The 26,457-nt window shown below is 74.2% G+C and carries 27 protein-coding genes; 15 read left to right on the top strand and 12 right to left on the bottom strand.

Annotated elements, in window-relative coordinates:
• Nucleotides 1-14 precede the first annotated feature (14 nt).
• The 3 genes from ACGFMP_RS30275 (at nt 15) to ACGFMP_RS30265 (ending at nt 2,473) form a co-directional block, all read left to right on the top strand.
• Entirely contained in the window at nt 15-1,238 is a 1,224-nt protein-coding gene (locus ACGFMP_RS30275) for an ROK family protein (protein ID WP_393676320.1), read from the top strand.
• Between the two features lie 225 nt (nt 1,239-1,463).
• Nucleotides 1,464-1,778: an SHOCT domain-containing protein gene (locus ACGFMP_RS30270; protein WP_393676319.1), complete on the top strand. Its 315-nt coding sequence runs from the start codon at nt 1,464-1,466 to the stop codon at nt 1,776-1,778.
• Between the two features lie 260 nt (nt 1,779-2,038).
• On the top strand, nt 2,039-2,473 hold the full coding sequence (locus tag ACGFMP_RS30265) for a DUF6228 family protein (protein ID WP_393676317.1): 435 nt from the start codon (nt 2,039-2,041) through the stop codon (nt 2,471-2,473).
• 196 nt (nt 2,474-2,669) lie between these two features.
• Here ACGFMP_RS30265 and ACGFMP_RS30260 read toward each other — a convergent pair whose 3' ends face one another.
• Nucleotides 2,670-3,194: an ATP-binding protein gene (locus ACGFMP_RS30260; protein ID WP_393676401.1), complete on the bottom strand. Its 525-nt coding sequence runs from the start codon at nt 3,192-3,194 to the stop codon at nt 2,670-2,672.
• A 261-nt stretch (nt 3,195-3,455) separates the two neighbouring features.
• Nucleotides 3,456-4,799 carry a PLP-dependent aminotransferase family protein gene (locus tag ACGFMP_RS30255; protein ID WP_393676315.1) on the bottom strand — a complete coding sequence of 448 codons (1,344 nt, stop codon included), beginning with the start codon at nt 4,797-4,799 and terminating at the stop codon, nt 3,456-3,458.
• 167 nt (nt 4,800-4,966) lie between these two features.
• Here ACGFMP_RS30255 and ACGFMP_RS30250 point away from each other — a divergent pair, with 167 nt between their 5' ends.
• The 5 genes from ACGFMP_RS30250 to ACGFMP_RS30230 all read left to right on the top strand — a co-directional run bounded on the left by ACGFMP_RS30250 (nt 4,967) and on the right by ACGFMP_RS30230 (nt 9,329).
• Nucleotides 4,967-5,776 carry an alpha/beta fold hydrolase gene (locus ACGFMP_RS30250; RefSeq protein ID WP_393676399.1) on the top strand — a complete coding sequence of 270 codons (810 nt, stop codon included), beginning with the start codon at nt 4,967-4,969 and terminating at the stop codon, nt 5,774-5,776.
• A gap of 52 nt (nt 5,777-5,828) precedes the next feature.
• Nucleotides 5,829-6,605 (top strand): molybdopterin-dependent oxidoreductase, encoded by a 777-nt coding sequence (locus ACGFMP_RS30245; RefSeq protein ID WP_393676314.1) that lies wholly within the window; start codon nt 5,829-5,831, stop codon nt 6,603-6,605.
• Nucleotides 6,589-7,239 (top strand): cytochrome b/b6 domain-containing protein, encoded by a 651-nt coding sequence (locus ACGFMP_RS30240; protein WP_393676313.1) that lies wholly within the window; start codon nt 6,589-6,591, stop codon nt 7,237-7,239. The genes ACGFMP_RS30245 and ACGFMP_RS30240 overlap by 17 nt, the downstream gene beginning before the upstream one ends.
• A 131-nt stretch (nt 7,240-7,370) precedes the next feature.
• Entirely contained in the window at nt 7,371-8,780 is a 1,410-nt protein-coding gene (locus tag ACGFMP_RS30235; RefSeq protein WP_393676311.1) for a hypothetical protein, read from the top strand.
• A 162-nt stretch (nt 8,781-8,942) separates the two neighbouring features.
• Nucleotides 8,943-9,329 (top strand): hypothetical protein, encoded by a 387-nt coding sequence (locus ACGFMP_RS30230; RefSeq protein ID WP_393676309.1) that lies wholly within the window; start codon nt 8,943-8,945, stop codon nt 9,327-9,329.
• 57 nt (nt 9,330-9,386) lie between these two features.
• Here the strand turns inward: ACGFMP_RS30230 and ACGFMP_RS30225 are convergent, their stop codons facing one another.
• The 5 genes from ACGFMP_RS30225 to ACGFMP_RS30205 form a co-directional block, all read right to left on the bottom strand.
• The gene (locus ACGFMP_RS30225; protein WP_393676307.1) at nt 9,387-10,214 is read right to left on the bottom strand and encodes a DeoR/GlpR family DNA-binding transcription regulator; all 828 of its coding nucleotides are present in this window, start codon (nt 10,212-10,214) and stop codon (nt 9,387-9,389) included.
• A 136-nt stretch (nt 10,215-10,350) separates the two neighbouring features.
• The gene (locus ACGFMP_RS30220) at nt 10,351-12,756 is read right to left on the bottom strand and encodes a right-handed parallel beta-helix repeat-containing protein (protein WP_393676306.1); all 2,406 of its coding nucleotides are present in this window, start codon (nt 12,754-12,756) and stop codon (nt 10,351-10,353) included.
• Nucleotides 12,757-12,884: 128 nt separating this feature from the next.
• Nucleotides 12,885-13,514 carry a hypothetical protein gene (locus ACGFMP_RS30215; RefSeq protein ID WP_393676304.1) on the bottom strand — a complete coding sequence of 210 codons (630 nt, stop codon included), beginning with the start codon at nt 13,512-13,514 and terminating at the stop codon, nt 12,885-12,887.
• Nucleotides 13,515-13,614: 100 nt separating this feature from the next.
• On the bottom strand, nt 13,615-14,439 hold the full coding sequence (locus ACGFMP_RS30210) for an MOSC domain-containing protein (protein WP_393676303.1): 825 nt from the start codon (nt 14,437-14,439) through the stop codon (nt 13,615-13,617).
• A gap of 32 nt (nt 14,440-14,471) precedes the next feature.
• Nucleotides 14,472-15,017: a DUF6643 family protein gene (locus ACGFMP_RS30205; RefSeq protein WP_393676301.1), complete on the bottom strand. Its 546-nt coding sequence runs from the start codon at nt 15,015-15,017 to the stop codon at nt 14,472-14,474.
• A 290-nt stretch (nt 15,018-15,307) separates the two neighbouring features.
• Between ACGFMP_RS30205 and ACGFMP_RS30200 the strand changes: the two genes are divergently transcribed.
• Nucleotides 15,308-16,267 (top strand): Tellurium resistance, encoded by a 960-nt coding sequence (locus ACGFMP_RS30200; RefSeq protein ID WP_393676300.1) that lies wholly within the window; start codon nt 15,308-15,310, stop codon nt 16,265-16,267.
• A 103-nt stretch (nt 16,268-16,370) separates the two neighbouring features.
• Here the strand turns inward: ACGFMP_RS30200 and ACGFMP_RS30195 are convergent, their stop codons facing one another.
• A complete protein-coding gene (locus ACGFMP_RS30195) occupies nt 16,371-17,531 on the bottom strand; it encodes a glycosyltransferase (RefSeq protein WP_393676298.1) in 1,161 nt (386 codons plus the stop codon).
• 77 nt (nt 17,532-17,608) lie between these two features.
• Between ACGFMP_RS30195 and ACGFMP_RS30190 the strand changes: the two genes are divergently transcribed.
• A complete protein-coding gene (locus ACGFMP_RS30190) occupies nt 17,609-18,403 on the top strand; it encodes a glutamate racemase (RefSeq protein WP_393676296.1) in 795 nt (264 codons plus the stop codon).
• Between the two features lie 44 nt (nt 18,404-18,447).
• Nucleotides 18,448-18,993 (top strand): hypothetical protein, encoded by a 546-nt coding sequence (locus tag ACGFMP_RS30185; protein WP_393676294.1) that lies wholly within the window; start codon nt 18,448-18,450, stop codon nt 18,991-18,993.
• Between the two features lie 78 nt (nt 18,994-19,071).
• Here the strand turns inward: ACGFMP_RS30185 and ACGFMP_RS30180 are convergent, their stop codons facing one another.
• On the bottom strand, nt 19,072-20,160 hold the full coding sequence (locus ACGFMP_RS30180; RefSeq protein ID WP_393676292.1) for an O-antigen ligase family protein: 1,089 nt from the start codon (nt 20,158-20,160) through the stop codon (nt 19,072-19,074).
• A gap of 193 nt (nt 20,161-20,353) precedes the next feature.
• On the opposite strand from ACGFMP_RS30180, the gene ACGFMP_RS30175 reads away from it, so the two are divergent.
• The 3 genes from ACGFMP_RS30175 (at nt 20,354) to ACGFMP_RS30165 (ending at nt 23,209) form a co-directional block, all read left to right on the top strand.
• A complete protein-coding gene (locus ACGFMP_RS30175; RefSeq protein WP_393676290.1) occupies nt 20,354-20,863 on the top strand; it encodes an NUDIX domain-containing protein in 510 nt (169 codons plus the stop codon).
• 233 nt (nt 20,864-21,096) lie between these two features.
• Nucleotides 21,097-22,749, top strand: a complete 1,653-nt coding sequence (locus tag ACGFMP_RS30170; protein WP_393676288.1) for an MFS transporter — start codon at nt 21,097-21,099, stop codon at nt 22,747-22,749.
• A gap of 196 nt (nt 22,750-22,945) precedes the next feature.
• Nucleotides 22,946-23,209: a hypothetical protein gene (locus ACGFMP_RS30165; protein ID WP_393676286.1), complete on the top strand. Its 264-nt coding sequence runs from the start codon at nt 22,946-22,948 to the stop codon at nt 23,207-23,209.
• Nucleotides 23,210-23,267: 58 nt separating this feature from the next.
• Here ACGFMP_RS30165 and ACGFMP_RS30160 read toward each other — a convergent pair whose 3' ends face one another.
• The 3 genes from ACGFMP_RS30160 to dhaK form a co-directional block, all read right to left on the bottom strand.
• Complete coding sequence (locus ACGFMP_RS30160; protein ID WP_393676284.1) at nt 23,268-23,672, bottom strand: PTS-dependent dihydroxyacetone kinase phosphotransferase subunit DhaM; 405 nt, start codon at nt 23,670-23,672, stop codon at nt 23,268-23,270.
• On the bottom strand, nt 23,669-24,331 hold the full coding sequence (gene dhaL / locus ACGFMP_RS30155; RefSeq protein ID WP_393676282.1) for a dihydroxyacetone kinase subunit DhaL: 663 nt from the start codon (nt 24,329-24,331) through the stop codon (nt 23,669-23,671). Before dhaL ends, ACGFMP_RS30160 begins: the two co-directional genes overlap by 4 nt.
• 94 nt (nt 24,332-24,425) lie before the next feature.
• Nucleotides 24,426-25,418 (bottom strand): dihydroxyacetone kinase subunit DhaK, encoded by a 993-nt coding sequence (gene dhaK / locus ACGFMP_RS30150; protein ID WP_393676281.1) that lies wholly within the window; start codon nt 25,416-25,418, stop codon nt 24,426-24,428.
• A gap of 165 nt (nt 25,419-25,583) precedes the next feature.
• Between dhaK and ACGFMP_RS30145 the strand changes: the two genes are divergently transcribed.
• On the top strand, nt 25,584-26,450 hold the full coding sequence (locus tag ACGFMP_RS30145; RefSeq protein WP_393676280.1) for an oxygenase MpaB family protein: 867 nt from the start codon (nt 25,584-25,586) through the stop codon (nt 26,448-26,450).
• The last annotated feature ends 7 nt before the right edge of the window (nt 26,451-26,457 follow it).

Here is a 26,457-nt window from a genome sequence, read left to right as displayed (position 1 = left end):
GTCAGAATAGGGGGGTGACACAGATTCGGACAAGGCTTGAGCGGGGTCGCGGTGCACTCGGTCCCGCGCTCTCCCTCGTGCACACCGGCCGCGCGGCGACCCGCGCACTGCTCACCGCTGAACTGGGGGTTACCCGGGCGACCGCGGGCGCGGTCGCCGCGGAACTGGAAGCACTGGGGCTGATCCGGGTGGACACCCGGCCCAGCGGCCCCTCAGGTGCGCAGGGCCGTCCCTCGCACCGGCTCGACGTGGCGCCCGAGGGGCCTGTCGTACTCGCCGCGCAGGTGCACGCGGACGGTTTCCGTGCCGCGCTCGTCGGTCTCGGCGGGGAGATCGTGGCCACCGCGCCCGGCTCCATGACCGTTCCGGCCGACCCCGCGCATGTGCTGGGAGCGGTCGTCGAGGCCGGCGCCGGGCTGCTGCGCGGATCCGGACGGGTGTGCGTGGGCGCGGGGCTGGCGGTGCCGTCCGCGGTCGCGGAGCCCGAGGGCACCGCCCTCAACCCGCTGCACCTGGCCTGGCCCGCGGGCGCCCCGGTGCGCGAGGTCTTCGCGGGCCAGGTCGCCCGGGTGGGCATCCTCGGCCCCGGCGGCGACCCGGTCGCGTCCTTCGTCGGCAACGACGTCAACGTGGCGGCGCTCGCCGAGCACCGGCACGGCGCCGGGCGCGGCGCACAGCACCTGCTGGTCGTCGCCTCCGGCCACCGCGGCGTCGGCGGCGCGCTGGTGCTCGACGGGCGGCTGCACGCCGGAAGTTCGGGGCTCGCCCTCGAGGTCGGTCACCTCACCGTGCAGCCCGACGGGCGCCCCTGCCACTGCGGGAGCCGCGGCTGCCTCGACGTCGAGGCGGACCCGCTGGCCTTCCTCGAAGCGGCGGGCAGGGTCCCGGGCCCCGAGGTGTCGCTGCTCGAACAGTGCCGTGACCTGCTCCGCACGGAGTACGCCGACCCGGCCGTCAGGGCGGCCGCGCACATCCTGATCGACCGGCTCGGCCGCGGCCTGGCCGGAATGGTCAACGTACTCAACCCGGACCGCATCCTGCTCGGCGGCCTGCACCGCCACCTGCTGGACGCCGACCCCGAGGCGCTGCGCGCGGTGGTGGCGGACCACAGCCTGTGGGGCCGCAGCGGCAGCGTGCCGGTGCTCGCCTGCGCCCTCGACCACAACAGCCTGGTCGGTGCGGCCGAACTCGCCTGGCAGCCGGTGCTCGACGACCCGCTGGCCGCGCTGGGCGGCTGACGGCGCCGCGCTCGACGGCGACGGCGACGGCGACGCGACCGCGTCCCGGGGCCCGGTGGCTCCGGGCGCCAGGCCCTCGGGCGGTACCCGGCGGCCCTGCGGGGGCGCCGCCTACTCCCCGCGGAGCAGCGCCGCTGCCGCCGGCCGCACGACGATTTCGGCGGCGGGAGAAGCCAGGCTCGGTGGTGTCGGGAGAACCCGGCACGACCGAGGAGATGACGGACGATGAATACCCTGGCTTGGCACGACGGCGGGCCCGGCCCGTGGATCCTGTTCTTCCCGCTGGTATGGGCGTTCGCGGTGGCCGCGGTGGTCACCGTGCTGCGCCGCACGGTGTGGCGCGGCCGCGGCGTGCCGTGGCAGCAGCTCAGGCCGGCTGGCCCGGCGGCAGGCGAGCACAGCCCGATGGCGGTGCTCGGGCGGCGGTTCGCCTCCGGCGAGATCGACGAGGAGGAGTACTGGCGGCGGATGTCGGTGCTCGAGGAGCACTTCGCCCGCGACCCGCGCGGCCCCCGCGGCGGCAAGGGCGGCGTGCTGTGAACGCCGAGGCCTCGGCATCGCCGCTGCCGCCCGTGCCGTGCCGGACGCGCGGCGCGCGGTGGGGCCGGAGGACGAAGCCCCCGCGGAACCGGGGATGAGCGCCGGTTACGACGACGACCCGGCCGGCGGGGCCACCCGCGGGCCGGGTCGCCCGCCCCGATCCACGGGGGCGGGCGCCCGCAGCCGATGAGCGGCCGGTGCCCCGGGCAGTGCGGGAAGGGCGGTTGGCCATCGGGTCCCCCTGCTTCTAGCCTGCTCGGATGAGCGAAGACGGCCCCTCGATACGCGTGGGGGACAGCGGACCGCGAACGGTCCACCTGCTCTTCTCCGAGCCGGCAAGGCCGTTCGGGGACGACCCCACCATCGACTTCATAGTGCAGGCTCGCGGCCAGTGGGTGGGCATCGAGACCCTGGTGCGGACCTGGCACGGCGACGGCCTCGACACCTTCCTCACCTCGTTGGCAGAGGACTTCCGCGGATGGGAAGGAGCACGTGCCTGGCGCTCGCTGGAAGACGACCTGACCCTCTCGGCGGAACACCGTCCAGGCGGCTACGTCCATCTCGTATGGGGCATCCACGGTCGACCGCCGTCCGAGGTCTGGCACTTCGAGACCACCACCGTGCACGCGGCCGGCGAGGACATGCGAAATCTCGCCTCCGAATTCCACACGTTCCTCAGGGGCGCGACCGGATAGCCAGGTGCCGATCGTGGAGGGCGTTCTGAACGCTGCTCGGCCGCGCGCCCCCGGAGCGCGTTGCGTGCGGGGGTCCTGTGCGCGCCGGGCCGCTGTGGGGGGCCTTTCCGCAGGCGGGTGATCGGAGCGCCGCCTCCCGGTGGGGAGGCGGCGCGCGGACCACTGTCTGCCGTCGGCATGCCGGCGGGGGCGGCGGTCAGGCCGCAGCGGCGACAGAGATCGTCTCCGGTGCCGGCTCCGGGTCGGGGAGCGCCCGCTCGAAGGGCACGGTCGACCGCATGGGCACGAGCGTCGGCACGGTGAGCGGGGTGCGAAGGACGAACCACACCACCTTGCCGCTGTCCCCGGGCAGCAGGTCGGTGCCCCAGCTGTCGCTCAGGGCCTCGACCATCGTGAGCCCCCGCCCGGTGGTGGCCATCGGCTCCACCGGGCGCAGTTGCGGCAGTCGCGGGTCGTGGTCGGTGACGGCCACGGTGAGGCGGTCGTCGGCGAGGGTGAGTCGCACGCCGCACTTCTTGTCGGGCTGGGCGTGCCGGTGCACGTTCGCCAGCAGCTCGCTGGTGGCGCTCGACGCGGGCTCGATCAGCGGATCGAGGCGCCAGTAGCGCAGCTGTGCGGACACGATGCGGCGGATCTGCTGGATCCGGTACGGGTGCGCGTCAAGTTCCAGCGTGCACTCGTGTTCGGTCCGGTGGGTCTGGTCGGTCTGGTCGGCTTGCATGATCACGGCTGCGACTCCCTCCGCGGCTGGGCCGGGCCCGCACATGCGGGCGTCCGGCCGTTCGCCGCTCCGATGGGAACACCTGAGCGAAAATGCGTAGAGTGACTGATGCAGCACTCCGTGATGCGATATCAGCGTCACCCGATGTGGGGAATTCCGCAACTCGTCCCGCAGGGCCGCTCCGACCAGGCCTTTCGGTGCCCTGCCCGGCCCTTTCCGCGATCCCGGTGCGGCCGATCGCACCGCCGACCGGCGGGGTCCTTACCCCGGGGCGACATCGTCGGGGCCCGTGCGTGCCAGGGCCGCCAGCGTGGTCAGCGCCCGGCGCAGCACGGGCGGCGGGGGAGAGGCGAGGCCCAGGCGTACGGCGGCCGGGGTGCGGTGCGGACCCACCACGAAGGACGCGGCCGGGGTGACCGCGATGCCGTGCCGGGCGGCGGCGGCCACGAAGGTGTCGGCGCGCCAGGGGGCGGGCAGTTCCCACCAGCAGAAGTACGATCCCGGGCCCGACCGCGTCGACATGCCGGCCAGGGCCTCCTCGGCGATACGCCCGCGGTCGCGCGCGTCGGCCCGTTTGGCCGTGGCGATCGCCGCGGCGGTGCCGTCGGTCAGCCAACCGGTCACCGCCGCAAGGGCGTAGCCCGCGCTCGTCCAGGCGCCGGAGCGCAGCGCGGCCGTCACCGGCGCGACGAGGTCCTGCGGGGTGACGGCGAAGCCCGCCGTGAGGCCGGGGGCGAGCCGCTTGGACACGCTGTCGACCAGGATGACCCGCTCGGGTGCGTGGGCCGCGAGCGGTGGCGGCGCGTCCTGGCGCAGGAAGGACCAGATCGCGTCCTCGACCGCGACGAGCCCGGTCTCCCGCAAGGCCGCGGCCAGTTCGGCCCGGCGCGGGCCCGGCATGGTGAAGCCCAGCGGGTTGTGCAGCGTCGGCTGCACGTAGATCCCGCGCAGGGGTGCCACCCGGTGCGCGGCGAGCAGCGCGCCGGGCAGCAGGCCGTCGCCGTCGCACTCCAGCGGCACCAGGGTGATGCCCAGCCGTGCGGCGACCGCCTTGACCACCGGATACGTCAACTCCTCGACGCCGAGCCGGCCGCCGGGACGCACCAGTGCGGCGAGTGCGGCCGCGACGGCCTGCCTGCCGTTGCCGGCGAAGAGCACGCTGTCCGGCTCCGGTGTCCAGCCGGGAACGCTGAGCAGGTCCGCGACGGCGGCGCGGGCCGCGGGTGTGCCCGCGGCGCCGGACGGCCGCAGCGCGGCGGCCAGCACGTCCGTCCTGGCCAGCCGGGCGAGCCCGGCGCCCAGCATCTCCGACTGCCCTTCCGTGACGGGGTAGTTCAGCTCCAGGTCCACCCGTGCCGCCGCGGGCTCCGCCAGTGCCGGGTCCGCCGCGGGCGCGGCGGCGCGCACGAAGGTGCCGCGGCCCACCTCGCCGGTGACCAGGCCGCGGCGGGCGAGTTCCGCGTAGACCCGGCCCGCGGTCGACTCGGCGATCCCGTGCCGCCGTGCGAAGGCCCGCTGCGTCGGGAGCCGGTCACCGGGCCGCAGCCGTCCCGCGCTGATCTGCGCCGCGACAGCGTCGGCCGCCCGCCGGAAGTCCCTCGCCATGCCCGCGCCTCCCGCTCCGTCCGCCCGTGCCTGTTCCGCGGACACCATATTGCACCGAGATCAAATCCGGCCATTGCCCTCGTGAATGCGCCGTGCCTAGCATCGAGACATCAGGCCGGAGGAGAGGAGAACCGCAGGTGAGCACCGCTTTGATCAACGGCATCAGCATGGCCTACGACGACACAGGACCGCAGGCCGGCGCCGATGCCCTGCTGCTGGTGCACGGGCACCCCTTCGACCGCACCATGTGGCGCCCGCAGCAGCACGCGGCGCCCGGCCACCGGGTGATCACCCCCGATCTGCGCGGCTACGGCGGCAGCCAGGTCGTCCCAGGACTGACCACGCTGGCCACCTTCGCCCGGGATCTGGCGGGACTGCTCGACCACCTGGGAGTGCGGCGGGCCGTGCTGTGCGGGCTGTCGATGGGGGGTCAGATCGTGCTGGAATTCCACCGGCTGTTCCCGGCCAGGGTCGCGGGACTCGTCCTAGCCGACACCTTCGCCCAGGCCGAGACCGAACAGGGCAGGAAGGAGCGCAACGAGCGCGCCGACCGGCTGCTGCGGGAGGGCATGGCCGGGTACGCCCACGAGGTGCTGGACTCGATGGTGTCGCCCGCGACCGTCGCGGAACTGCCGGAGGTGGCAGGCCATGTGCTCGGCATGATGCTCGCCGCGCCGCCCGAGGGCGCCGCCGCCGCACTCCGCGGCCGGGCGGAACGCCCCGACTACACGCCCACGCTGCCGACCGTCGCGGTACCCGCGCTGGTCGTCGTCGGCCGGGACGACGCCTTCACCCCGGTCGCGGACGCCGAATTCCTCCATGACCGCATCCCCGGCGCGCGGCTCGCGGTCATCGAGGGCGCCGGGCACCTGCCGAACCTCGAACGCCCCGACGCGTTCAACGACGCCCTCGCGGGACTCCTCACGACCGTACGGGAGGGTCGCACGGCGCTCGCCGGGAATGTGACGGAATCCTGACGTCGTACGACAGGCCCTGGTCAGATGGCGGTCAGCGTGCTCGAATCGAGTCATGGACGACCGCACGCCGCCGCTGAAGGCACCGGAGAGACCCGGAACCGCCGACCCGGGCCCCTCGGAAGAAGGCCGCGGCACCCCTGTGGGACGGCGGGTCGTGCTGGGGATGCTGGGTCTCGGCGCGGTCGGCGTGGGTGTCGGCGGCGCGGTCCAGGGCAAACTGGACTCCGTGCTGGCCTCGCTCAGCGCCGAGGACCCCACCGGGGTCACCGGACTGCTGCCCGGCGGCGGCGGATTCCGCTTCTACTCGGTGTCCGACTCCATCCCGCACCGCGGCGAGAGCGACTACCGGCTCACCGTCGGCGGCCTGGTCGACAAGCCCGCCGGCTACCGGCTCGCGGACCTGCGCGCCCTTCCGCAGACCCGGCTGGTGCGCGATGTGCAGTGCGTCACCGGATGGCGGGTGCCGAAGACCGCCTTCTCCGGTGTGCGGCTCTCCACCCTGCTGGACGCGGCCGGTGTGCGCTCCGGCGGCGCCGCGGTCCACTTCGAGTGCTTCGACGGCGTCTACACCGAGAGCCTGACCCTCGACCAGGCCCGCCGCGCCGACATCCTGGTGGCGCTCACCATGAACGACAAGCCGGTCACCGCCGCCCACGGCGGGCCGGTCCGGCTCTACGCGGCACCCATGTACTTCTACAAGTCGGCGAAGTGGCTGTCCGGCATCACGGTGACCAAGGATGTGCAGCCCGGTTACTGGGAGCGGTACGGCTACGACGTCGACGGCTGGGTCGGCAAGTCGAACGGGCGCCACGATGACCCCACTTCGTGACACCCGGGTGGTGACCGGGCTGCGCCGCTTCACCCGCGCCGAGACCTGGGTGCACCGCTCGGTGAACTGGCTGATGGGCATCTGCGTCTTCACCGGCGCCTGCCTCTACCTCCCGCCGCTCGCCGAGATCGTCGGCCGCCGCAGGACGGTGGTCACCCTGCACGAGTACTCCGGGATCGCCGTTCCGGTCCCGGTGCTGCTCGGCCTGGTCTCGCGCGCCTTCCGCCGCGACCTCGGCCGGCTCGGCCGCTTCTTCCCGCACGACTGGCGGTGGCTGCGGGTCGCGCTGCGCCGGCGCAGGCGGGAGCCAAGCCTGGCGGGGAAGTTCAACGCCGGCCAGAAGCTCTACGCCGCCTTCGCCACCGGCGCCCTGCTGATCATGGTGGGCACCGGGCTGCTGATGTGGTTCCCGCGGGTCTCACCGCTGGTGTGGCGCACCGGGGCGACCTTCGTGCACGACTGGCTCGCCCTCGGCTTCGCCGCGGTGATCACCGGGCATGTGTGGTTCGCCACCAAGGACGCCGAGGCACGGCGCGGGCTGCGCACCGGATACGTACCGCGCTGGTGGGCACGCGAGGAACACCCGCTGTGGCAGGAGGAGGCACCGCAGGACCCGCCCGCCGAGAAGGTCTGAGGCCGCGGGCGGCGCGGTGCGGCGACGGGTGCGGGACCAACCGGCCTTCGCGGCAGTTCTGTTACGGCCAGGACACCCGGTGGTCGCCGCGGGGCCACCGGAGTTTCGCGGGCCGGGCCTAGCTTCACGGTATGACGACGTCTCAGACGGCCCCGCCGGCGCGGGAGGCCACGGCCGAACCGGTGCCCGCCGGCACCGCCCCGGCACCCCGGCCCGAGGCGTACCGGCCGCGCCGCCGGCCAAGGCTGGTGGGCAGCGGGCCGAGGCGGCTCGGCGTCCGCACGGTGGCGGCCCTGCTGATGCTCGGCGCGCTGTGCACGGTCGCCGTGGTGGGCGCGGTGTCCGTGCAGAACGGCACCGGACGGCTCGGCACCACCGTCGCCCAACGCGCCGCGGTGGCCGCCCAGCTCCGCTTCGCGCTCGCCGACCTCGACGCGCAGCGCGCCGACACGCTCGCCCCCGGCCGCTCCGCCACCGACAAGGACACCATCGTCGGCAACCAGCTCAACGCCCTGATCACGGCCCAGCAGCGCCGCGCCCAGGTCAGCGACCTGCTACGGCAGCTCGGCGAGGACCAGGACCAGGGCACCCAGGTGCGGGCGCTCTTCGACGGGCTCGGCCGTTACGACGACCTCGGCGGCCGCGCGGCCTACGTCGCCGAGCAGGACCACGACCCCGTCGCGGGCCACCCGCCGGCCTTCGCCGTCGCCATGAACGTCCAGGCGGGCGGTGTCATGCACGACGAGCTGCTGCCCGCCGCCGACGCCCTGTCCGCGCACTACCGGCAGCAGGCCGACGAGCAGCGCCACGCCGCCCATGACGCCGCGGTCCGCTGGAGCGTGGCACTCGGTGTGCTGGGCCTCGCCGCGGTGGCGGTGCTGGTGTGGTGGCAGTGGGGGATGGCGCGCGACTACCGCAGGCGCGTCAATCCGGCGCTGCTGGCCGCGACCGCAGCCGCACTGGCCGTCACGCTCGCCGGGGGCGTCGCGCTGACCGCCGCGGCCGACGGGGTGGACGCGGCGAGCGGGCAGGGCCTGCGGCCCTGGACCAGGCTCGCCGAGGCGCGCGCCGTCGCCGCGCAGGCGGCGGCCACCGAGAGCCGCTGGTTCGTGCACGACTCGGCCTTCGGCGAGGCCGACCAGCGGCAGTTCGACGCACTGGTCAAGCAGCTCGACGCCCTGCTGTCGCCCGACGGCTACGCCACCGCGGCGGAGCGCCCCGCCTACGAGGACGTGCTCACCCGCTACCGCCACTTCCGCGCCGACGACGACAAGCTCCGCTCGCTGAAGCGGGCGGGCGACATCGAGCAGGCGGCGGCGGTGCTCACCGAGGTCGGCCGCGGTGACGTGGCCTTCGACTTCTGGGACTTCGCCACCACCCTCGACAGCCTCGCGGGGCGGCAGCTGGACGACTTCGCGACCCACGCCGACGATGCCCACCACGCGCTCGACGGCTGGCCCGCGATACCCGCGGGCGCGCTCGGCCTGGCCGCGGTGCTGGTGCTCCTCGGGGTGCGGCCGCGGCTGGCCGAATACCGCTGAGGTCGCCCGCGGCGGCGGTCCCGGCCCGCGGGGGGCCGGGACCGTACTTGTCGATTCCGGTACGCGGCAGGTAGAAGTGGTGGGGAAGTATCGATTCGCCGGTGGGGGACCGCGAGCAGCTCGCCGCCCCGGCCTTGCCTGGACGAGACGAGAGCGCAGACAGTGACCATCGAACCACCATCCGCGGCCGAGGAGCCGTCGCTGCCCGACGAGGTATGGGAGCAGTTCGCCAACGACTCGCTGCGTGCGATACGTGCCAGCGCCCCCAAGGAGCCGTCGGCCCGGGCCAGGATCGTCGCCCGCAGGCTGCGCGAGGAGGACCAGCGGGCCGCGGAGGCGGAGCCGCGGGGCTGGAGGCGCCGCCGCCGGGAGCGGCCGCACACCCCCTCGCAGGCCGCTGCCGCGTGGCGTCCCGACAACCGTCCGCCCCGGCGGCCGATGTCTCCCTCGATCCGCCGGCTGCGCGCGCTGGCCGGCGTCCTGCTGGTGGTCGCGGTGGTGCTCGTCGTCCTCGCACCCGACCGCACCTGGTCCTGGCTCACCGGCTGACCGGACAGGGACCCCGGACGTCCCGCCGTCTGCCGGCCCCGCTCCGGCAGCCGGGCGTCAGTCCTGCGCCGGCTCGCCCGCCACGATCAGGTCGGACAGGTGCTCGGCGATCTCCGCACGCAGCACCTCGGGGATGCCCGCGTCCGTCACCAGGGTGTCGACGTCCTCCAGCGCGGCGAAGGAACTGAGCCCCACCGTGCCCCACTTGGTGTGGTCCGCGATCACCACCACCCGCCGCGCGGAGCGGACGAAGTGCCGGTTGGTCTCCGCCTCGGCGAGGTTGGGGGTGGACAGGCCCGCCTCGACCGAGATGCCGTGCACGCCGAGGAAGAGCAGGTCGAAGTGCAGTGCCTGGATGGCCCGGTCGGCCACCGGGCCGACCAGCGTCTCCGAGGGAGTACGGACACCGCCGGTGATCACCACGGTGGCCGTGGCCTCCGCGTGGTTGGCACCGGCCCGGCGCTGGCCGGACTGGAAGACGTCCGCGACCCGCACCGAGTTGGTGACGACCGTCAGGTCCGGGACGTCCAGCAGGTGGTGCGCCAGCGCGTAGGCGGTCGTACCGCCGGCCAGGGCGATCGCGCTGCCCGGCGGGACCAGTGCGGCGGCCGCCGTCGCGATGGCCTCCTTGGCACCGAGTTCGAGCCCCGACTTCGCCTCGAAGCCCGGCTCGTGGCTGCTCGCCTCGACGACCGGCACCGCGCCGCCGTGCACCTTCTCGACCACGCCCTGCCTGGCCAGTGCGTCCAGGTCGCGGCGCACCGTCATGTCCGAGACGTTGAGCCTGCGGGTCAGTTCGTTGACCCGCACGCCGCCGCGTCGGCGTACCTCGTCCAGGATCAACGCACGGCGCTGCTCCGCAAGGAGGTTCTGGTTGTCGCTCACCCGTGACCTCGTATCGTCCGTCTCGTCGTGTGCGATGCCGTCTGCCGGCGCGCTGCGGTCATCTTTCCACGCACCGCGCCCTCCGGTGTATGCCGGGCCACAGGTCGGAACACACGGGGTGCCCGAGGCCGCATGTTCAGGGCAGTTCCGGCAGATCCTCCGGGTAGAGCAGCTGGAGTTCGTCGTGCGTCGGCTCGGCGACATGGGCCAGCCTTATCGCGTGCCGCTCCACCATCGCCTCGAAGGTCTGCCGCGCCGCCCTGCCGTTGCCGAAGGCAGGCCCCTTGGGGAGCGCGGAGAAGTACTTGAGCAGCGCCTCACCCGCGTCGTCGCCGAGCCGGTACTCGTGCTCCGTCGCCTGCGACTCCACGATGCTCAGCAGCTCGTGGGCGGTGTAGTCGCCGAAGGTGATGGTCCGCGAGAAGCGTGACGCCACCCCGGGGTTGGAGGCCAGGAAGCGCTCCATCTCCGCCGTGTAGCCGGCCACGATCACCACCACCGCGTCCCGGTGGTCCTCCATGAGCTTCACCAGGGTGTCGATGGCCTCCCTGCCGAAGTCCCGCCCGGCGTCCTCGGGTGCCAGCGCGTAGGCCTCGTCGATGAACAGCACGCCGCCGCGCGCCCGCTCGAAGGCCTCCTGCGTACGGATCGCCGTGGAGCCGATGTGCTCGCCGACCAGGTCGACCCTGGCCACCTCCACCAGGTGGCCGCGCTCCAGCACGTCGAGCGAGGCCAGGATCTCGCCGTAGAGCCGCGCCACGGTGGTCTTGCCGGTGCCGGGGGAGCCGGTGAAGACCAGGTGGCGGCGCGGGGACGGCGCCTTGAGTCCCGCCTGCTGCCGGCGGCGGCCCACCGCGATCATGTCTATCAGGGTGCGCACCTCGCGCTTGACGCTGTCCAGGCCGACCAGGGCGTCCAGCTCGCCCAGCACCTCGGTGCTCTCCCGTGCCGCCGGTACGGCCACGGTCTCCGCGTCCGCGGGGCGCTGCTGAGGCACCCCGCCGAGCAGGCCGTACGACTGCGCGGCGGGCTGCCGCTCGGACGGCCCGGGCGCGGGGACGGGCGCGGGATCGGGTTCCGCGGTGCGGTCGCTGGTGCAGTCCTCGGTCACCGGGCCGGGCTCGGCGAACTCGTAACCGCCGCGCGTGCAGCGCTCGGTGCGGCACCGGGTCAGGGTGGACCTGCAGCCGTCGATGATGTGGAAGCCGTAGCCCTTGCTGCCTGTCACCCGGCACCCGGTGAAGGTGCCGCGGCCCTCGGCCGACACGTAGATGCCGGACTCGGTCGCGTTGGTGACCGTGCAGCGGTCCAGGGCCGGGTCCGCGCCCTTGGTGACGATCACGCCGGTGGCGGTGTCGTCGATGGTGACCTGCGCGAAGGTGCCGCCGCTGCCGTGGTCGCGGAACCAGGCACCGGTCGCGGCCTCCTTGATCCGGCAGTCGTCCAGCTGGACGTTGGCGCCGTCGCTCACCGACACCGCGGTGTTGCGGATCTGTGTGAAGTCGCTGTCGACGACGTCCGCGCGCGAGCCGCGGTCCAGCACGAACAGCGCGTCCGGCACATCGTGCACCCGGCAGGCGTCCAGTATGGCCACGGCGCCGTCGCTGACCCACACCGCCGGGTAGTCGCCCGTGCTGTCGTGGATCTCGCACTGGTTGGCGTCCGCCCGCGTCCCCGGGTCCCACACCGAAAGGCCGTTGCGGCCGAAGCGGCGGACCGTGCAGCGGGTCAGGGTCAGCACCGAGCGGGCCCGCAGGTCGACGGCGTTCTCCGGGATGTCGTGGATGTCGCAGTCGGACATCGCCAGCACCGCGTCGGTGTCGAGCGAGACGCCGTCGCCCGTCGTGCGGTGCAGCTGGCAGTCGGTGAGGTGCCCCGACGCCCGCTGCGACAGGTGCAGCCCGGTGCCGTGGATCTCGTAGACCTCGCAGCCCAGCGCCTCGATCGAACTGTGCTCGCCGGTGACGGAAAGACCCGAGCCCGAGGCGTGGTGCACCCGGCAGCGCTCGAGACGGGGGCTGCCCCCGCTGCGCACCGAGATGCCGCTCTGGCCCGCCGCGACCACCTCGCAGTCCTCGAACAGCCCGCCGGCCGCGTCCAGCACGCTGATGCCCAGCCCCGCCGGGTTGTCGACCGTGCAGCGCCGCACCGTGGGGCGCGCGCCGTCACGCACTTCGAGGCCGACCGCGGAGCGGGTGCTGATCCGCAGGCCCGTCAGCTCCGGGGCGCAGGCCTCCACCAGCAGGGCCGCAGCCGCGCTGTCCTGGCCCTCGACCAGCAGGTCGTGCACGCCGGCCGCCGCCCGAACGGTCACCGCCACGCCGGAGGGCGGGGCGATGCGGACCGTGCCGGGGCCGTCGGCGCAACGCAGTGTGACCGCGTGGTCGATCACCAGATTCTCCCGGTACGTGCCGGGGCTCACGGTCAGGACGTCGCCGTCGCCTGCCGCTTCGAGGGCGGCCGCCACGGTGTCGTACTCACCTGTGCGGCGGCGCCACCGCGAACTGCTCGGGTTGGTGACCTGCACCACGCCATGTGCCATCGGGCTGCTCTGCCCCCACCTCTTGCGTCGGCCGACCGGGGATCAACCGTAGCGCGCGCAGCGGGTGGTCGTTGCCGACCACCCGTCAGGTGGACACCGCCACCGGCGGCGGAGCCACACGCGTCACGTCAGCCGTCGGCGCCGGCCCGGCCCCAGTCCTGGCCGACGGCGGCCCATTCGCGCTCCCAGGAGTCCATTCTGCGCCGCATCAGCCGCCACACGAGCAGTTGCCGGGACATCAGCAGCGCACCGCCGGCCGCGCTGCCCGCGGCGACGCCCGCCAGTACGGCGTGCGTCGAGGCCGTGGTGTCGTCGAGCGGCGGCGGGACCAGGACGCCGGTCCTGTCCGTCCACAGCAGGAGGCTGTCGCCGCGCCAGACCTCCAGGCCCGCGGGCACCTTCGCGGTGTGCGGCGAGCGGTCGGGGGCGATCCAGTGCAGCATGTCGCCGTGCCGCGGATCGGTGCCGGCCGTGGCGGCCGCCGCCTTCGCCGCGCCGGGTGCCGCAGTGGTGCCGGGGGCCGCGGGCGACTCCACCACGGCGGCGGGCACCAGCGACCGCTGCGCCCGCTGGTCGCGAGCCACCCGGTGCAGGGTGCGGTCGACGGACTGCCCCGCCCACCAGCCGATCAGCGGGGCGGTGCAGAGCAGGAGCGCGGTGACCGCGCCCAGCCATGCCTCCACGACGTCCGACCGCCGGCGCAGCGGATTGCGCCGCCACCGCCACCAGCTCTTGGTGAGCCTCTTGGGACGAGCCATGGCCGACCACCCCCTTCACCCGTTCAACTACCGCAAACGGCGCGACTCATGCGTGCTGTCCCGCATCCCGCTGAGGCCGAGGGTGCGACGCATCGACCCGTTACTCCACAGTAAACGGATCGCCGGTGCGCAGGGTTCCGGATCGCTCGGGCACCAGGTTCTGGCCGAAAACCAGTCCTGAACCGATCCTGCGGTGCCGGGCAAGCGTCCGCAGCGGCTCCTTGCCGCGGGCGCCGCTGCTCTGGTCGGTGGTGGTGACCACGCAGCGGGCGCAGGGCTTGGGCACCCGGAAGGACACCTCGCCGATCCGCACCCGCCGCCAATCGTCCTCGGCCCAGGGGCTGGTGCCGTCCACCACCAGGTTGGGCCGGAAGCGGTCCATCGGCAGCGGGCCCTCCTCGGCCCGGTCGCCCGCGGCGATCAGCGCGTTCAGGGCGTCGAGCGACGCAGTGGTGGTGACCAGCAGCGGGAAGCCGTCGGCGAGGCTGACGGTCTCCCCGGGCGCCGCGTGATCGGGGTCGAGCGGCCGCCGTACCGCCGGGTCGTCCAGGTGCACGAGCCGCACCGGCGTGCCGAGGAAGCGGGAGAACCAGGCGTCGGCCCGGTCGCCCGCCGGCAGAACGTCGAACTTCCCGGTGAACAGGCGCACCCTCCGCAGCCGCCCGGCGGTGGGCGGCGCGACGTCGAGCGGCGGTTGCCCGGGTCCGGTCAGCCGCAGGCCGCCACCCCCCACGGGCAGTGCGGCGAGCAGCGTCAGGCGCGGTTGTTCCCGCTGGGTCACGGCGGAGTCGGTGCCGGCGTCGACCAGCATCCAGCGGCGGTCCCCCGCGAGCCCCCACGGCTCCACGACCGCCTCCTGCATGCGGACGGCACGCAGCGACTTGACGGGATAGATGCGCAGCGCGCTGAGTCTGGGCGTGGTCACCACGCCATGTTCTCAGCTCGCCGTGAAGGGAATCAGCCCTGGTAGTAGCCCCCGCCGCCCTGGCCGAGGTTGCGCCGCGGGTACTGCTCCTCCGGGTGCCCCCCGGGAGCCTGCCGCGGGGGTACCGGGCGGGGCGGTACGGGGCGGGCCGCCTCGTAGCCGCTGGGCGAGGGCTGCGGCGGCATCGACGGGTAGCCGTTGCCGTTCTGGTAGCCGCCACCGCCGTAGCCGCCGCGCGGCGGGGCCTGCTGCGGGATGTACGGCGCCGGCTGCTGCGGGTAGCCGCCGCTGGGGTAGCCGCCCTGCGCCGCGGGCTGCGGCTGCTGGTAGGACGGCGACGACGGTCCTGACGGCAGCGCGGGAAGCGCGGGCAGCGCCGGGAGGTTGCTGCCGCCGCTGTAGCCGTTGGCCAGTCCCGTGTCGTAGCCCGAGTAAGGCGACGGCACGCGGATCGGGGCGATCTGTGGTGTACCGCGCTCGGCCACCAGGCTGTCGTAGATCGGGGTGTCCGGGAAGGACGAAGACGAGGGGTAGTAGCCGCCGTAGCCGCCACCATACGAACCGCGGGGGGTGGTCATGAGCCATAAGTTAAGCCCACGATGTGGTCGTTGGGGAGACCGATTAGAGGGTTGTTTGGCAGGCGGGGAGCGGCACCAAGTCCCCAATATGAGCGAATCCCCGGAAACCGGTCAGCACGGCATGGTGTGATCAGGTAAAAGGCATGCGTCCGAGGGGTTGCCGGGGGCTCGAGACGGGTCGGAGGAGGGGGGCCATGCTGCTGCGCAGGGGGGAGAGTGTCCGGTTGCCGACCGCCGAAGTCCGGTTGGAGTTCGGACGGGGGACCGGTCCTGGCATACCTCGTGCCGACATGTGCGCGCTTCTGCTCGCCGACGGGGCGCCGCGCGGCGCAGGGGATCTGGTCGACGCCGAGGTGCCGCGGCACGAGTCGGGAGCGGTCACCCACACCCGGGAGCAATCCGACGACGGGTCGGTTGTCGACGCCCTCCTCGTGGACCTGGCGTCGGTCGGGAAGGACGTCACCGCGGTGGTGCTTGCGATACGCGCCGAGGGCGGCCCGCTCGGCCGCATCCCCGGCCTGCGGCTGTGCGCACTGGTCGAGGGCAGGCAGCCGGTGCGGCTCGACTGCGGCGGTGTCACCGGCGGCCGGATGCTCGTCGTCGCCGAGTGCCACCGCGAGGAGGGCGGTGGCGACGGGTGGCGGCTGCGGGCCGTGACCCTGGCACGGCCACTCCTGCCCGCCGCGCCGCGCCGGCCACTGCCCGCCCCCGTGGTACTGCCGCCGGAGGGCACGTGCGTCGGCCCCGGGCTGCTGCGGATCGCCTTCGACGCGGACGGCGGCGACGGGGCGGGCGTCGACCTGTGCGCTCTCTACGAACTCGCCGACGGCCTCAAGGGGGTCGTCCAGCCGCTCGGCGGTGCCGCCGGTGCGCTGCGGCTGCCGCCGTACGTGCGGCTCGACGTTGAACGCGACGGCGGCGGTGCGCGGCTCACCGTCAACCTCGACCAGGCGGTGCGCTTCCGGCGCGTGCTGGTCTACCTCACGCTGCGCGGCACCGGGCGCAGCTTCGCCGACGTCCACGGCACGGTCACGGTACGGCCCGACCACGGGCCCGCACAGGACTTCGCCCTGGACCCCAGCGGGCTCGAGTCCACCGCCTGCGTGCTGCTGCTGCTCACGCGTGAGGGGGACGCCCTGCGCGTCCGGCGGGAGGCCCGCCACCTCGCAGTTCGGCAGGGGGTCAGCCCGCAGCGGACCGTCGACTACGCGTACGGGTGGGGTCTGGTGTGGACCCCGGCCACGTTCTGACCCGCAAGGGTCCGATCACGCCCACCCCCGCGGGGTGGCCAGGCCGGGGCAACGCCTGCCCTCCGACGCGGACTTCCGGCCGGGGCGTGTGGGCGTGCACGCGTCAGGTCGGGTCGGGGCGGGAGTAGGTGCGGCCCTTCCAGGCCGCTCCGCGGCCGCGGTGGTGCTGGACGGCCGAGTCGACCGTCATCAGGAGGTAGAGCGCGGCGGTGTAGGGGAGCGTCGGGGCGAGCCACAGCCGCTGGCCGTAGTAGCGCAGCATCGGCAGGTACGTCGCCGTCATGACGGCCCACGCGGCGGCGCCCAGGCCGCACACGGCCCAGGAGCCGGTGGCGGCGCCGCCGACCGCGGCGGCCGGGGGGACCAGGTAGATCAGGGTGAGCCCTGCCACCGTGCCGGCGAGCAGTGCCGGGCTGTGCCGCAGCTGGGCGTAGGCGCTGCGCGAGACCATCCGCCACAGTTCCCCGAGGTGCGGGTAGGGGCGGATGCTGTCGACCCGGTCGGCGAGGCCGAGCCAGATCCGGCCGCCCGAGCCCCGGACGGCCCGTGCGAGGGCCACGTCGTCGATGACGGACTGCCGGATGCTGTCCGGGACCCCGGCCGCGTCGACCGCGGTGGCGCGGATCAGGACGCAGCCGCCGGCCGCCGCCGCGGTGCGGGAGCGCCGGCGGTTGATCCACCGGAAGGGGTAGAGCTGCGCGAAGAAGTAGACGAACGCCGGGACGATCAGCCGCTCCCACCCGGTCTCCACCCGCAGCCGGGCCATCTGCGACACCATGTCGAGGTCCGCGCCGACCGCCGCGGACACCAGGGCCCGCAGGCTGTCCTGCCGGTGCGCGATGTCCGCGTCGGTGAGCAGCAGGAATTCCGCCCCGGTCCGTTCGCGGGCGAGCGCGACGCCATGGCGCACCGCCCACAGCTTGCCCGTCCAGCCCGCGGGCGGCTCACCGGGGGAGGTGACGGTCAGCCGCAGCCCGCCGTGCCGCGCGGACAGTCCCCGGGCGGCGTCCCCGGTGCCGTCGGTGCTGCCGTCGTCGACCAGGAAGACCTCGGCGCGCCCCGGGTACTGCTGCGCCAGCAGCGACGGCAGGCTCAGGCCGAGCACCGCGGCCTCGTCCCTCGCGGGCACCACGACGGCCACGGCCGGCCACGCGGACGGCTCCGCGGTGTGCCGCGGCAGCCGTACGTCCGTGCGCCAGAAGAAGCCCTGTCCCAGCAGCAGCCACATCCACACCAGCAGGGACAGCCCTGCGATCACTGTCATCACCGTCACCTGCGGCAGTCTGCCGCACGGCGGGTGCCGGGCGGTGGCCCGGCCGCCGCGCCGCATAGGGTGAGGGCGTGAAGATCGCACTCGTGGACTCCGGAATCGGGCTGCTGGCCGCTGCCGCGGCCGTACGGCGGATGCGGCCGGACGCCGATCTGGTGCTGTCGTGCGACCCGGAGGGCATGCCCTGGGGGCCGCGGACCGCGCAGGACGTCAGCGACCGCGCCCTGAGGTGCGCGCTGGCCGCGGCGGAACGCGGCCCCGACGCGCTGATCGTCGCCTGCAACACCGCCTCCGTGCACGCGCTGACCGCGGTGCGGGCCGCGCTGGAGCCGGCCCTGCCGGTGGTGGGCACCGTGCCCGCGATCAAACCGGCGGCGGTCGGCGGCGGCGCGGTCGCCATCTGGGCGACGCCCGCCACCACCGGCAGCGACTACCAGCGCGAGCTGATCGCCGAGTTCGGCAACGGCGCCGAGGTCACCGAGGTGCCGTGCCCCGGTCTCGCCGACGCGGTCCAGGCAGGCGACGAGGACGCGGTGGCCGCCGCGGTGGCGGCGGCGGCGGCCTTGACCCCGGTGGGCGTACGCGCGATCGTGCTCGGCTGCACGCACTACGAGCTGGTCACCGACCGGATCGCTGCGGCCGTGCCGGGCGCGGCGCTCTTCGGCTCCGCCGACGCCGTGGCCGCGCAGGCGCTGCGCAGGATCGCGGCGGTGGCGGAGCCGGCGGAAACCGCCGGCGGCGGACCGGGCGGCGGGGCCGTCGGCGGCCTCGAAGTGCTGCTGAACGGGCGCGGTGCCGCGCTGCCGGCCGTCGCGACGCAGTACGCCGAGGGTGCGGCTCTCGCCGTGACACCCGCCACGGCTTGACGTCACAGGGCGCCCGATGCGTGCCGTATGAGTACGCTTCGAGCATGACGCACGCTCCCCGACAGGAGTCCGTCGCGCCCCAGGTGTGGACGGGCCGCGCCAGCAACCGCATGCAGTGGGTCCTCGCCATGGTGGGCGCGGCCTGCCTCGCGCTCGGTGTCGAACTGGCCGTCGACCAGCCCGCCACCACCGACCTCGTACCCCTGGTGATGTCCGTGGTCGGCTGCCTCGCGGTCGGACTGCTGATCATCTTCGGCACGGTCGCCTTCACGCACGTCAAGGTGCAGGTCGACAGGGAGTGCGTCGAGGTGCGCTGCGGCCACATCGGACTTCCGCGCCGCCGTATCCCGCTCGAGGACGTCAGCGGCGCCAGACTCGTCCCGCTGATCAGCCCGCGCAGCTGGGGCGGCTGGGGCTACCGCTGGCGCCCCGAGAAGGGCACGGCCGTCATCGTGCGGCGCGGACCCGGCATCATCATCGACGTCGTCGCCGGCCACCGGTTCACCGTCACGGTCGACGACCCCGAGGGCGCGGTGCAGGCGATCGGCGATCTGCTCCGGCTGCGGGCCAGGCCGCTGTCGGGCACCTGAGGGCCCGCTCCCCGCGCTGGAGGGCCGCTGCGTCCTCCCGGCCGTCCGCGCCCGGTCGGCGCCGGCACCAGGGGCCGCTCAGGTGGGCGGGAGGAAGGCCTCGTCGCTGAGCGGGTGGGCCGTCGCCACGCCGGACAGGAAGCCGGCGCCTGCCGTGACGACGGCGTAGCTCAGGACGTGGTCGACGGTCGCGAGCATCGCGAGACCGGTGAGGCTGGCCGCGGCGGTGAGGACCACGGGCGTCGGCCGGGGGGAGCGCCACAGCGCGGTGAGGAGCCAGCCGAAGGCCACCGCCAGCAGGGCGACACCGGGGATGCCCTGCTCGGCGGCGAGCTGGAGCGGGGCGGACTGCGGGGAGTCGGAGGCGGGCACGGGTCCGGTGGCGGGTGGTGCCTCGTCGGCGAAGCGCCCGGGCCCCACGCCCCGCAGAGGATGGTGCTCGGTGAGGGTGACCGCCTGGTGCCACAGCTCGACCCGGGGCTGGGTGAGCTGGCCGGTGAGGGATTCCGACAGTCCCGCGGGCAGCGCGTCCACCGCCACCGCGCAGCTGCCGCCGACGACGAGCGCGGCGGCCAGCGCGAGCCCGGTCAGGCCGAGCAGCCGCCCGCGCATACGGGCCGCGGCCAGGGAGCACAGGACGACCGCGGTGCCCGCCGCGAAGCCGGCGGCGGAGCCGAGCGCCAGGGCCGTCACGGCCGCGCCCGCGCCCACGCAGCGCAGCGCGATCCGCCGCGCGCTGCCCCGGGCGGCCCACGCGGCGCAGCAGGCGGCGCCTACGGCCAGGACCAGCAGCGCCGCGTCGGCGTTCGGGTAGCCGAGCGGCGGTGCGTCCGGGTGTGCGGAGAGCCGGGTCGGCGGTATGAGCACCAGTGCCAGCACCGCCCCTGCCGCGGTCGCCGGGGCCAGGACGGGCAGCAGCGCGCCGAGGATCCGGCCGAGCGCGTAGCCGGCGGTGACGGCGAGCAGCGCGAGCAGGGTGCCCTCGGGCCGGGCCGACCGCCCGGCGGCCGCGGCCAGCGCCCAGACGGCGCAGCAGACCAGAACCACGATTCCGACCGCGTCGGTGGCCCCGCCGCCCTTCCGACGCACGGTGCCGCTGTCGTGCAGCGATCCGTCGCCGCGGCCCGCGCGGGTGGCGCCCGGCGTGCCGCCGGCCGTCGTGTCCATGCCCCCGTTACCCCCTGACGCCACGCGGACGTGACGGGGTGCCGTCACACCCGCGCTCCCCGCGTTGGGCGCTTCCTGTCGGGCCACCGTAACGGCTGATGGGGCCGCTGTGGACACTTGCGCAGCAACGATGTCCACGTTGGGAAACCTGGTGCAGATGTGGCGTTCACCTCGCTTCTCGTAGGCTCTCGCCATGGCGACTCCGCAATTCATCCTGGACATCCGCGCCAAGGCGGGCGACACGCTGCTGTTCATGCCGGGCGTGGTGATGGTGGTGTTCGACGACCGAGGCCGGGTTCTGCTGAACCGCCGGGCCGACACCGGGAAGTGGGCACTGATCAGCGGCATCCCCGACCCCGGCGAGCAGCCCGCGGAGGCGGCCGTGCGCGAGATCGAGGAGGAGACCGGCGTCGCGGCGATCGTGGAGCGGGTGCTGAGCGTCTTCACCAACGAACCCGTGGTCTACGGCAACGGCGACCGGGCGCAGTACATCGACATCGTGCTGCGCTGCCGCGCGGTCGGCGGCGAGGCGCGGGTCAACGACGACGAGTCGCTGGACGTGGGCTGGTTCGCGCCGGACGAGCTGCCGCCGCTCGGCCCGATCGCCCGCGGCCGGATCGAGCTCGCGCTGCGCAACGACCCGACCTGGTTCGCCCCCGCGCCCGTACCCGGGCTCGCCGATCGCGGATACCGGGCTCCCTGACCCCGCGCGGGGCCGCAGCCGCGGCCCCGCCCGCCGTGTGATCCACACCTCACCGCCGGAGCGCGATGTCACATCGCGCCGCGCCGCGCACCTCTCGGGGTCATGGAGCCGAGGGGGCGCGCAAGCGCACCGGGCTCACCGCGTACGAGCCGCGGGCCCGTCCCGACGGGACCCGCGCCTCGTACGACCACGAGGCCGTGAGCGCCTGTCACGCGCGCGGCGAGGAGGAGACTGTGAACAAGTTGCGGGGCAACCCGTGGGCGATCCTGACGGTGCTGTCCATCGGGTTCTTCATGACACTGCTCGACCTGACCATCGTCAACATCGCCATCCCCGACATGGTCGACCATCTGGACGCCTCGCTCGACCAGATCCTGTGGATCACCAACGCCTACACACTCGCGCTGGCCGTCCTGATGATCACCTCGGGGCGGCTCGGCGACCTGAACGGCAAGAAGAACCTCTTCATCTGGGGTGTGGGGCTGTTCACCCTGGCCAGCCTGGCCTGCGGCCTGTCGCAGAGCCCGGGGGAGCTGATCACCTTCAGGGCCGTACAGGGCGTGGGCGCGGCCCTGCTGCTGCCGCAGACCCTGTCGCTCGTCGTGGACGTCTTCCCTGCCGAGAAGCGCGGGGTCGCCCTCGGCGTGTGGGGCATCGTCGCGGGCGTGTCAGGCGCGGCGGGGCCGACGGTGGGCGGCCTGCTGGTCACCAGGCTGGACTGGCGCTGGATCTTCTTCGTGAACATCCCGCTGGGCGTGGTCTGCGTCATCGGCGCCGTCCTGCTCTTCCCCGCGCCCGTACGGACCGTCAGGCACCGCTTCGACGTACCGGGGGTGGTCCTGTCCTCGATCGCGCTCTTCCTGCTGTCGTTCGGCCTGATCGAAGGTGAGAAGTACGACTGGAACCGCTGGATCTGGGCCACCGTCGCGGCCGCCGCGGTGGTCGGCGCGATCTTCGTGCTCCACCAGCGCGGCCAGCAGGACAACGAGCCGCTGGTGCCGTTCTCGCTCTTCCGGGACCGCAACTTCACCATCATGAACTTCGTCGGCATCGCCATCTCCTTCGGCATCGTCGGGCTGTTCCTGCCGATCACCGTCTATCTCCAGTCGGTGCTCGGCTACAGCGCGCTCAAGGCCGGTGTGGTGCTGCTCCCGCTGTCGGTCGGCACCTTCGTGACGGCGGGGCCGGCCGCGGTGCTCGCCGAGAAGCTCGGCGCCAAGTACATCCTGATGGCCGGCCTGTCGCTGTTCGGCGGCGGCCTGGCCTGGATCATGGCGGTCGCGGACGTCGGCCGGAGCTGGACCGGCGTCGTCGGCCCGCTGTTCATCATGGGCCTGGGCACGGGCTGCACCTTCGCGCCGATGGCCGCGGAGGCGATGCGCAATGTGCCGCCCAAGCTCACCGGCGCCGCCTCGGGCGTCAACAACGCGCTGCGGCAGGTCGGTTCGGTGCTCGCGGGCGCGGTGGTCGGCGCGGTGCTCCAGGGGCGGTTCGCCTCGGCGCTCAAGGAACAGGCCGCGCGGCACGCGGGTGAGGTGCCGGCTCCCTACCGGCAGTCCTTCATGCGGAATTTCGACACGGCGGGCAGGCATCTCGACGTGGCGTCCGGGGGCGCGGGCCGACAGGTGCAGAAGAACGTGCCCGCCGATGCGGCGCACCGGATCCAGGACGCCGCCGGCTCGGTCTTCGGCCACGGCTTCATCGACGCCATGGGACCGACGCTGCTGGTCTCCGTGGGAGTGCTCGCGCTGGGCGTGGTGAGCTGCCTGTTCGTCAGGAAGTTCGACGGCGCCTCGGGCAACCCGCACGGGCTGCCGATGAGCGACGAGGAGATCCGGGCGGCTCAGGACGCGACTCCCGGCGGCCCGGCGGCGGTCGCCGGCTGACCGGGCGCGGCTCTGCCGCAACTACGGGCGGGGGCGGGGCACCCGGCGCGGCGGCCGGGGGAGTGCCGCCGGGCCGACCCGGCGGCAGGTCGCACACGTATTCGCCAAATGCCGTCTGGCCAGCGGACTTTGTCAGTGCCCGGCGGTAAAATGGACAGTGTTCGAAAGGGTCGGCCGACGCCGCAGGAGGATGCCGATGGCTGTTGCCGTACTGTCCCCGCCGAAGTCTCCACTACCCAGGAAGCCACTCCCCGCAGGCCGCCCGCGCGCCTGGTATGTCGCGCACAACCGGCGGCTGAAGACCATGCGCCTGGTGATAGCCCTGCTCGATGCCGGCGTCTACGAGCCGGGCCAGGCAGGCAACCGGCGGATCCGCGACACCGCCGAGCGGATCGGTGTCCACGAGCCCTCGGACACCACCTGCCGCATGGTCCGCACCCTGCTGGTCTACGGGCGCTGACCGGCGCACCTGACGGCCCCCTCGCCCGGCGCGGAGGGGGCCGTTCCGTGCGCCCCGGTCAGGTCTTGCGGTAGGTGTACGCGTCAGCGGCCGCCGCGGCGACCGCGTCCAGGTCGGCGCCGCTCGACGCGGTGACCACCGCGGCGACGGCGCCCTCGAGGAAGGGCGCGTCCACCAGCCGGGCGCCCGAAGGGAGTTCGTCGTCCGCGAGCAGCGCCTTCACGGTGAGGACGGCGCTGCCCAGATCGGCGAGCACCGCCACGCCCGCGCCGCGGTCCACCGCTCGGGCCGCGGCCACGATCAGGTCGGAGCTGGTGCCGAGCCCGCCGTCGGGGCCGCCGCCCGCCGGGGCGACGGGCACGTCCCCGCCGCCGCCGGTGAGCCCGGCCGCGAGGTCCGCGACGGCACTGGCCACCTGGGCGCTGTGCGAGACCAGCACCACTCCGACCAGCGGGGCGGTCATACGGCCTCCTTGGCGGTGTCGGCCAGCGCTGCCATCAGCAGCGCGGACGAGGTGGCACCCGGGTCCTGGTGGCCGATGCTGCGCTCACCCAGGTAGCTCGCCCGGCCCTTGCGGGCCCGCAGCGGGATGGTCGCCCGCGCGCCGTCCTCGGCGGCGGCGGCCGCCGCGGCGAAGGCGTCCGCCGCACTGCCGCCCGCGTCCAGGGCGGCAGTGAGCGCGTCGAGGGCCGGCAGCAGGGCGTCCAGCATGGTCTTGTCGTCCGGCACCGCGCCGCCCAACGTCGCCACCCCGTCCACCCCGGCGCGCAGCGCGTCCCGCAGCCGGGCAGCCGACACCGCCTGCTCCTCGCCCAGGTTCTTGCCCGCGCGCCGCAGCAGGGTGCCGTACAGCGGCCCCGACGCACCGCCGACGGTGCTTATCAGCGTCCGTCCGACGAGCACCAGCACGCCGCCGGGGGTCTGCGGCGGCTCCTGCTCGACCGCTGTGCGCGCGGCCAGGAAGCCGCGCCGCATGTTCGTACCGTGGTCGGCGTCGCCGATCGGGGAGTCCAGCTCGGTCAGCATGGCGGCCTCGCGGTCCACGGCGGAGGTCGCCGTGTCCAGCCAGCGGCGCAGGAAGGCCGCGTCCACCGGCGTCTCGGGGTCGGGGGTTGCGTTCATCGCGGTCGCGCGGTCCTTTCGCCGGTGGTACGGGATGGATGCCGGTCTGCCGCCGGCCCGGTGCGGTGCCGGCGGGCACCGGCGGTGGCCACGGTCAGCAGCCCCAGCGTAGGCCGGGAGTGGAGACCGGCGCGTCCCACAGCCGCAGCAGTTCCTCGTCGGCCTGGCAGATCGTGACCGAGGCGCCGGCCATGTCCAGCGATGTCACGTAGTTGCCGACCAGGGTGCGGGCCACCGGGATCCGCCGCTCGGCCAGCGCGCGCTGCACCTCGGCGTTGAAGCCGTAGAGCTCCAGCAGCGGTGTCGCGCCCATCCCGTTGACCAGGACGAGCACGGGGCCGTCCGGGTTGAGGTCGGAGGCCACCGCCTCGACGGTGACGTCGGCGATCTCGCCTGACGTCATCATGGCCCGCCGCTCCCGGCCCGGCTCGCCGTGGATGCCGACGCCCAGCTCCAGCTCGCCGTCCGGCAGGTCGAAGGTCGGGCCGCCCTTGGCCGGTGTGCTGCACGCGCTGAGCGCCACACCGAAGGTGCGGGACGCCGCGTTGACCTGGCGGGCCAGTGCCGCCACCTTGTCCAGCGGCGCGCCCTCCTCCGCGGCGGCGCCGGCGATCTTCTCGACGAAGAGCGTCGCACCGGTGCCGCGGCGGCCCGCGGTGTACAGGCTGTCGGTCACGGCCACGTCGTCGTCCACCAGGACGCTGACGACCTGCACGCCCTCGTCCTCGGCCAGCTCCGCGGCCATCTGGAAGTTCAGCACGTCCCCGGTGTAGTTCTTCACGATGAAGAGCACCCCGGCGCCGCTGTCCACGGCGGCCGCCGCCCGCACCATCTGGTCGGGCACCGGCGAGGTGAAGACCTCACCAGGGCAGGCCGCGTCCAGCATGCCCTTGCCGACGAATCCGCCGTGCAGCGGCTCGTGCCCCGAGCCCCCGCCGGAGACCAGCCCGACCTTTCCCTCGTACGGCGCGCCGCGCCGCACGATCAGCCGGCGCTCGACATCGACGGTCAGATCGGGATGCGCCGCGGCGAAACCGCGCAGCGCGTCGGCGACCACGTTCTCGGCGACGTTGATCAGCATCTTCATCAGCTACTCCGTCCGCACGACCCATGGAGGTCTCCAGACTACGTTTCCGCCGGCCCGCAGGCACCACGTGGCGTCCGCCGGCGGTGCACCGCGGTGCCCGGCGGTCGGTATCGGCCCCGCAGGCGGGGCCGGCGCGGTTACCGTGGGCCGAGGAAGGAGGCCGTCATGCGTGAAGCCGACCCAGGGCTCTTCGGACCCGACTCGGTGACCTGGCAGCTGCACGCCGACCCGGTCATGTGGGTGGCCGGCGTCAGGGCGCTCTATCTCCAGGCGCTGCACCCACGGGCGGTCCGCGGGGTCGTGCAGAATTCCGATTTCCGGCGGGACGCCTGGGGGAGGCTGCTGCGGACCGCGTCCTTCGTCGGCGAGATCACCTACGGCACCACGCCCGCGGCGGAGCGGGTGGGCGCCCGTATCCGCGGCATCCACCGCAGGCTCGGCGGGACCGATCCCGGCACCGGGGAGCGTTTCGCCGTCGACGACCCCGGCCTGCTGCTGTGGGTGCACTGCGCCGAGATCGACTCCTACCTCCAGGTCGCCCGCCGCTCCGGCTACCCGCTGACCGACGCGCAGGCCGACGGCTACGTGGACGAGCAGCGCGAGGCGGCCCGGCTGGTCGGCCTCGACCCCGCGGACGTCCCGGCGGACACCGGGGGGCTGGCCCGCTACTTCGACAGGGTGCGGCCCGAGCTGGCGGCCACCCCGGAATCGGGTGAGGTCACCGGCTTCCTCAAGGCGCCGCCTGTGCCCTGGCCGCTGCTGCCGGCCCGGCTGGCGGTGTGGGGGGCCGTCGCGGGCACCGCACGGGCCGCGCTGCCGCCCTGGGCGCACGAGCTGTACGGGTGGCCCGTCCCCTCGCCCGCGGCCACCGACCGGCGGCTGCGCGCGGCCGGGCGGCTGCTGCGCACCGTGCCGGCCCGGGTGCGCTGGCAGCTGCCGCCCGGGCACATACTCAAGGCCGTCGGCCGGCTCGGCCCGGCAAGCCGCCCCTCCGCACGCCGCCTGCGCGAGCGGGCCGCGGCCGGGCGGTGACGCGTAT

This window comes from Streptomyces sp. NPDC049040 (genome assembly GCF_043197715.1).
In the GTDB taxonomy this organism is placed as follows: Bacteria; Actinomycetota; Actinomycetes; order Streptomycetales; family Streptomycetaceae; genus Actinacidiphila.
This window is presented reverse-complemented; position numbering and strand designations above follow the sequence as displayed.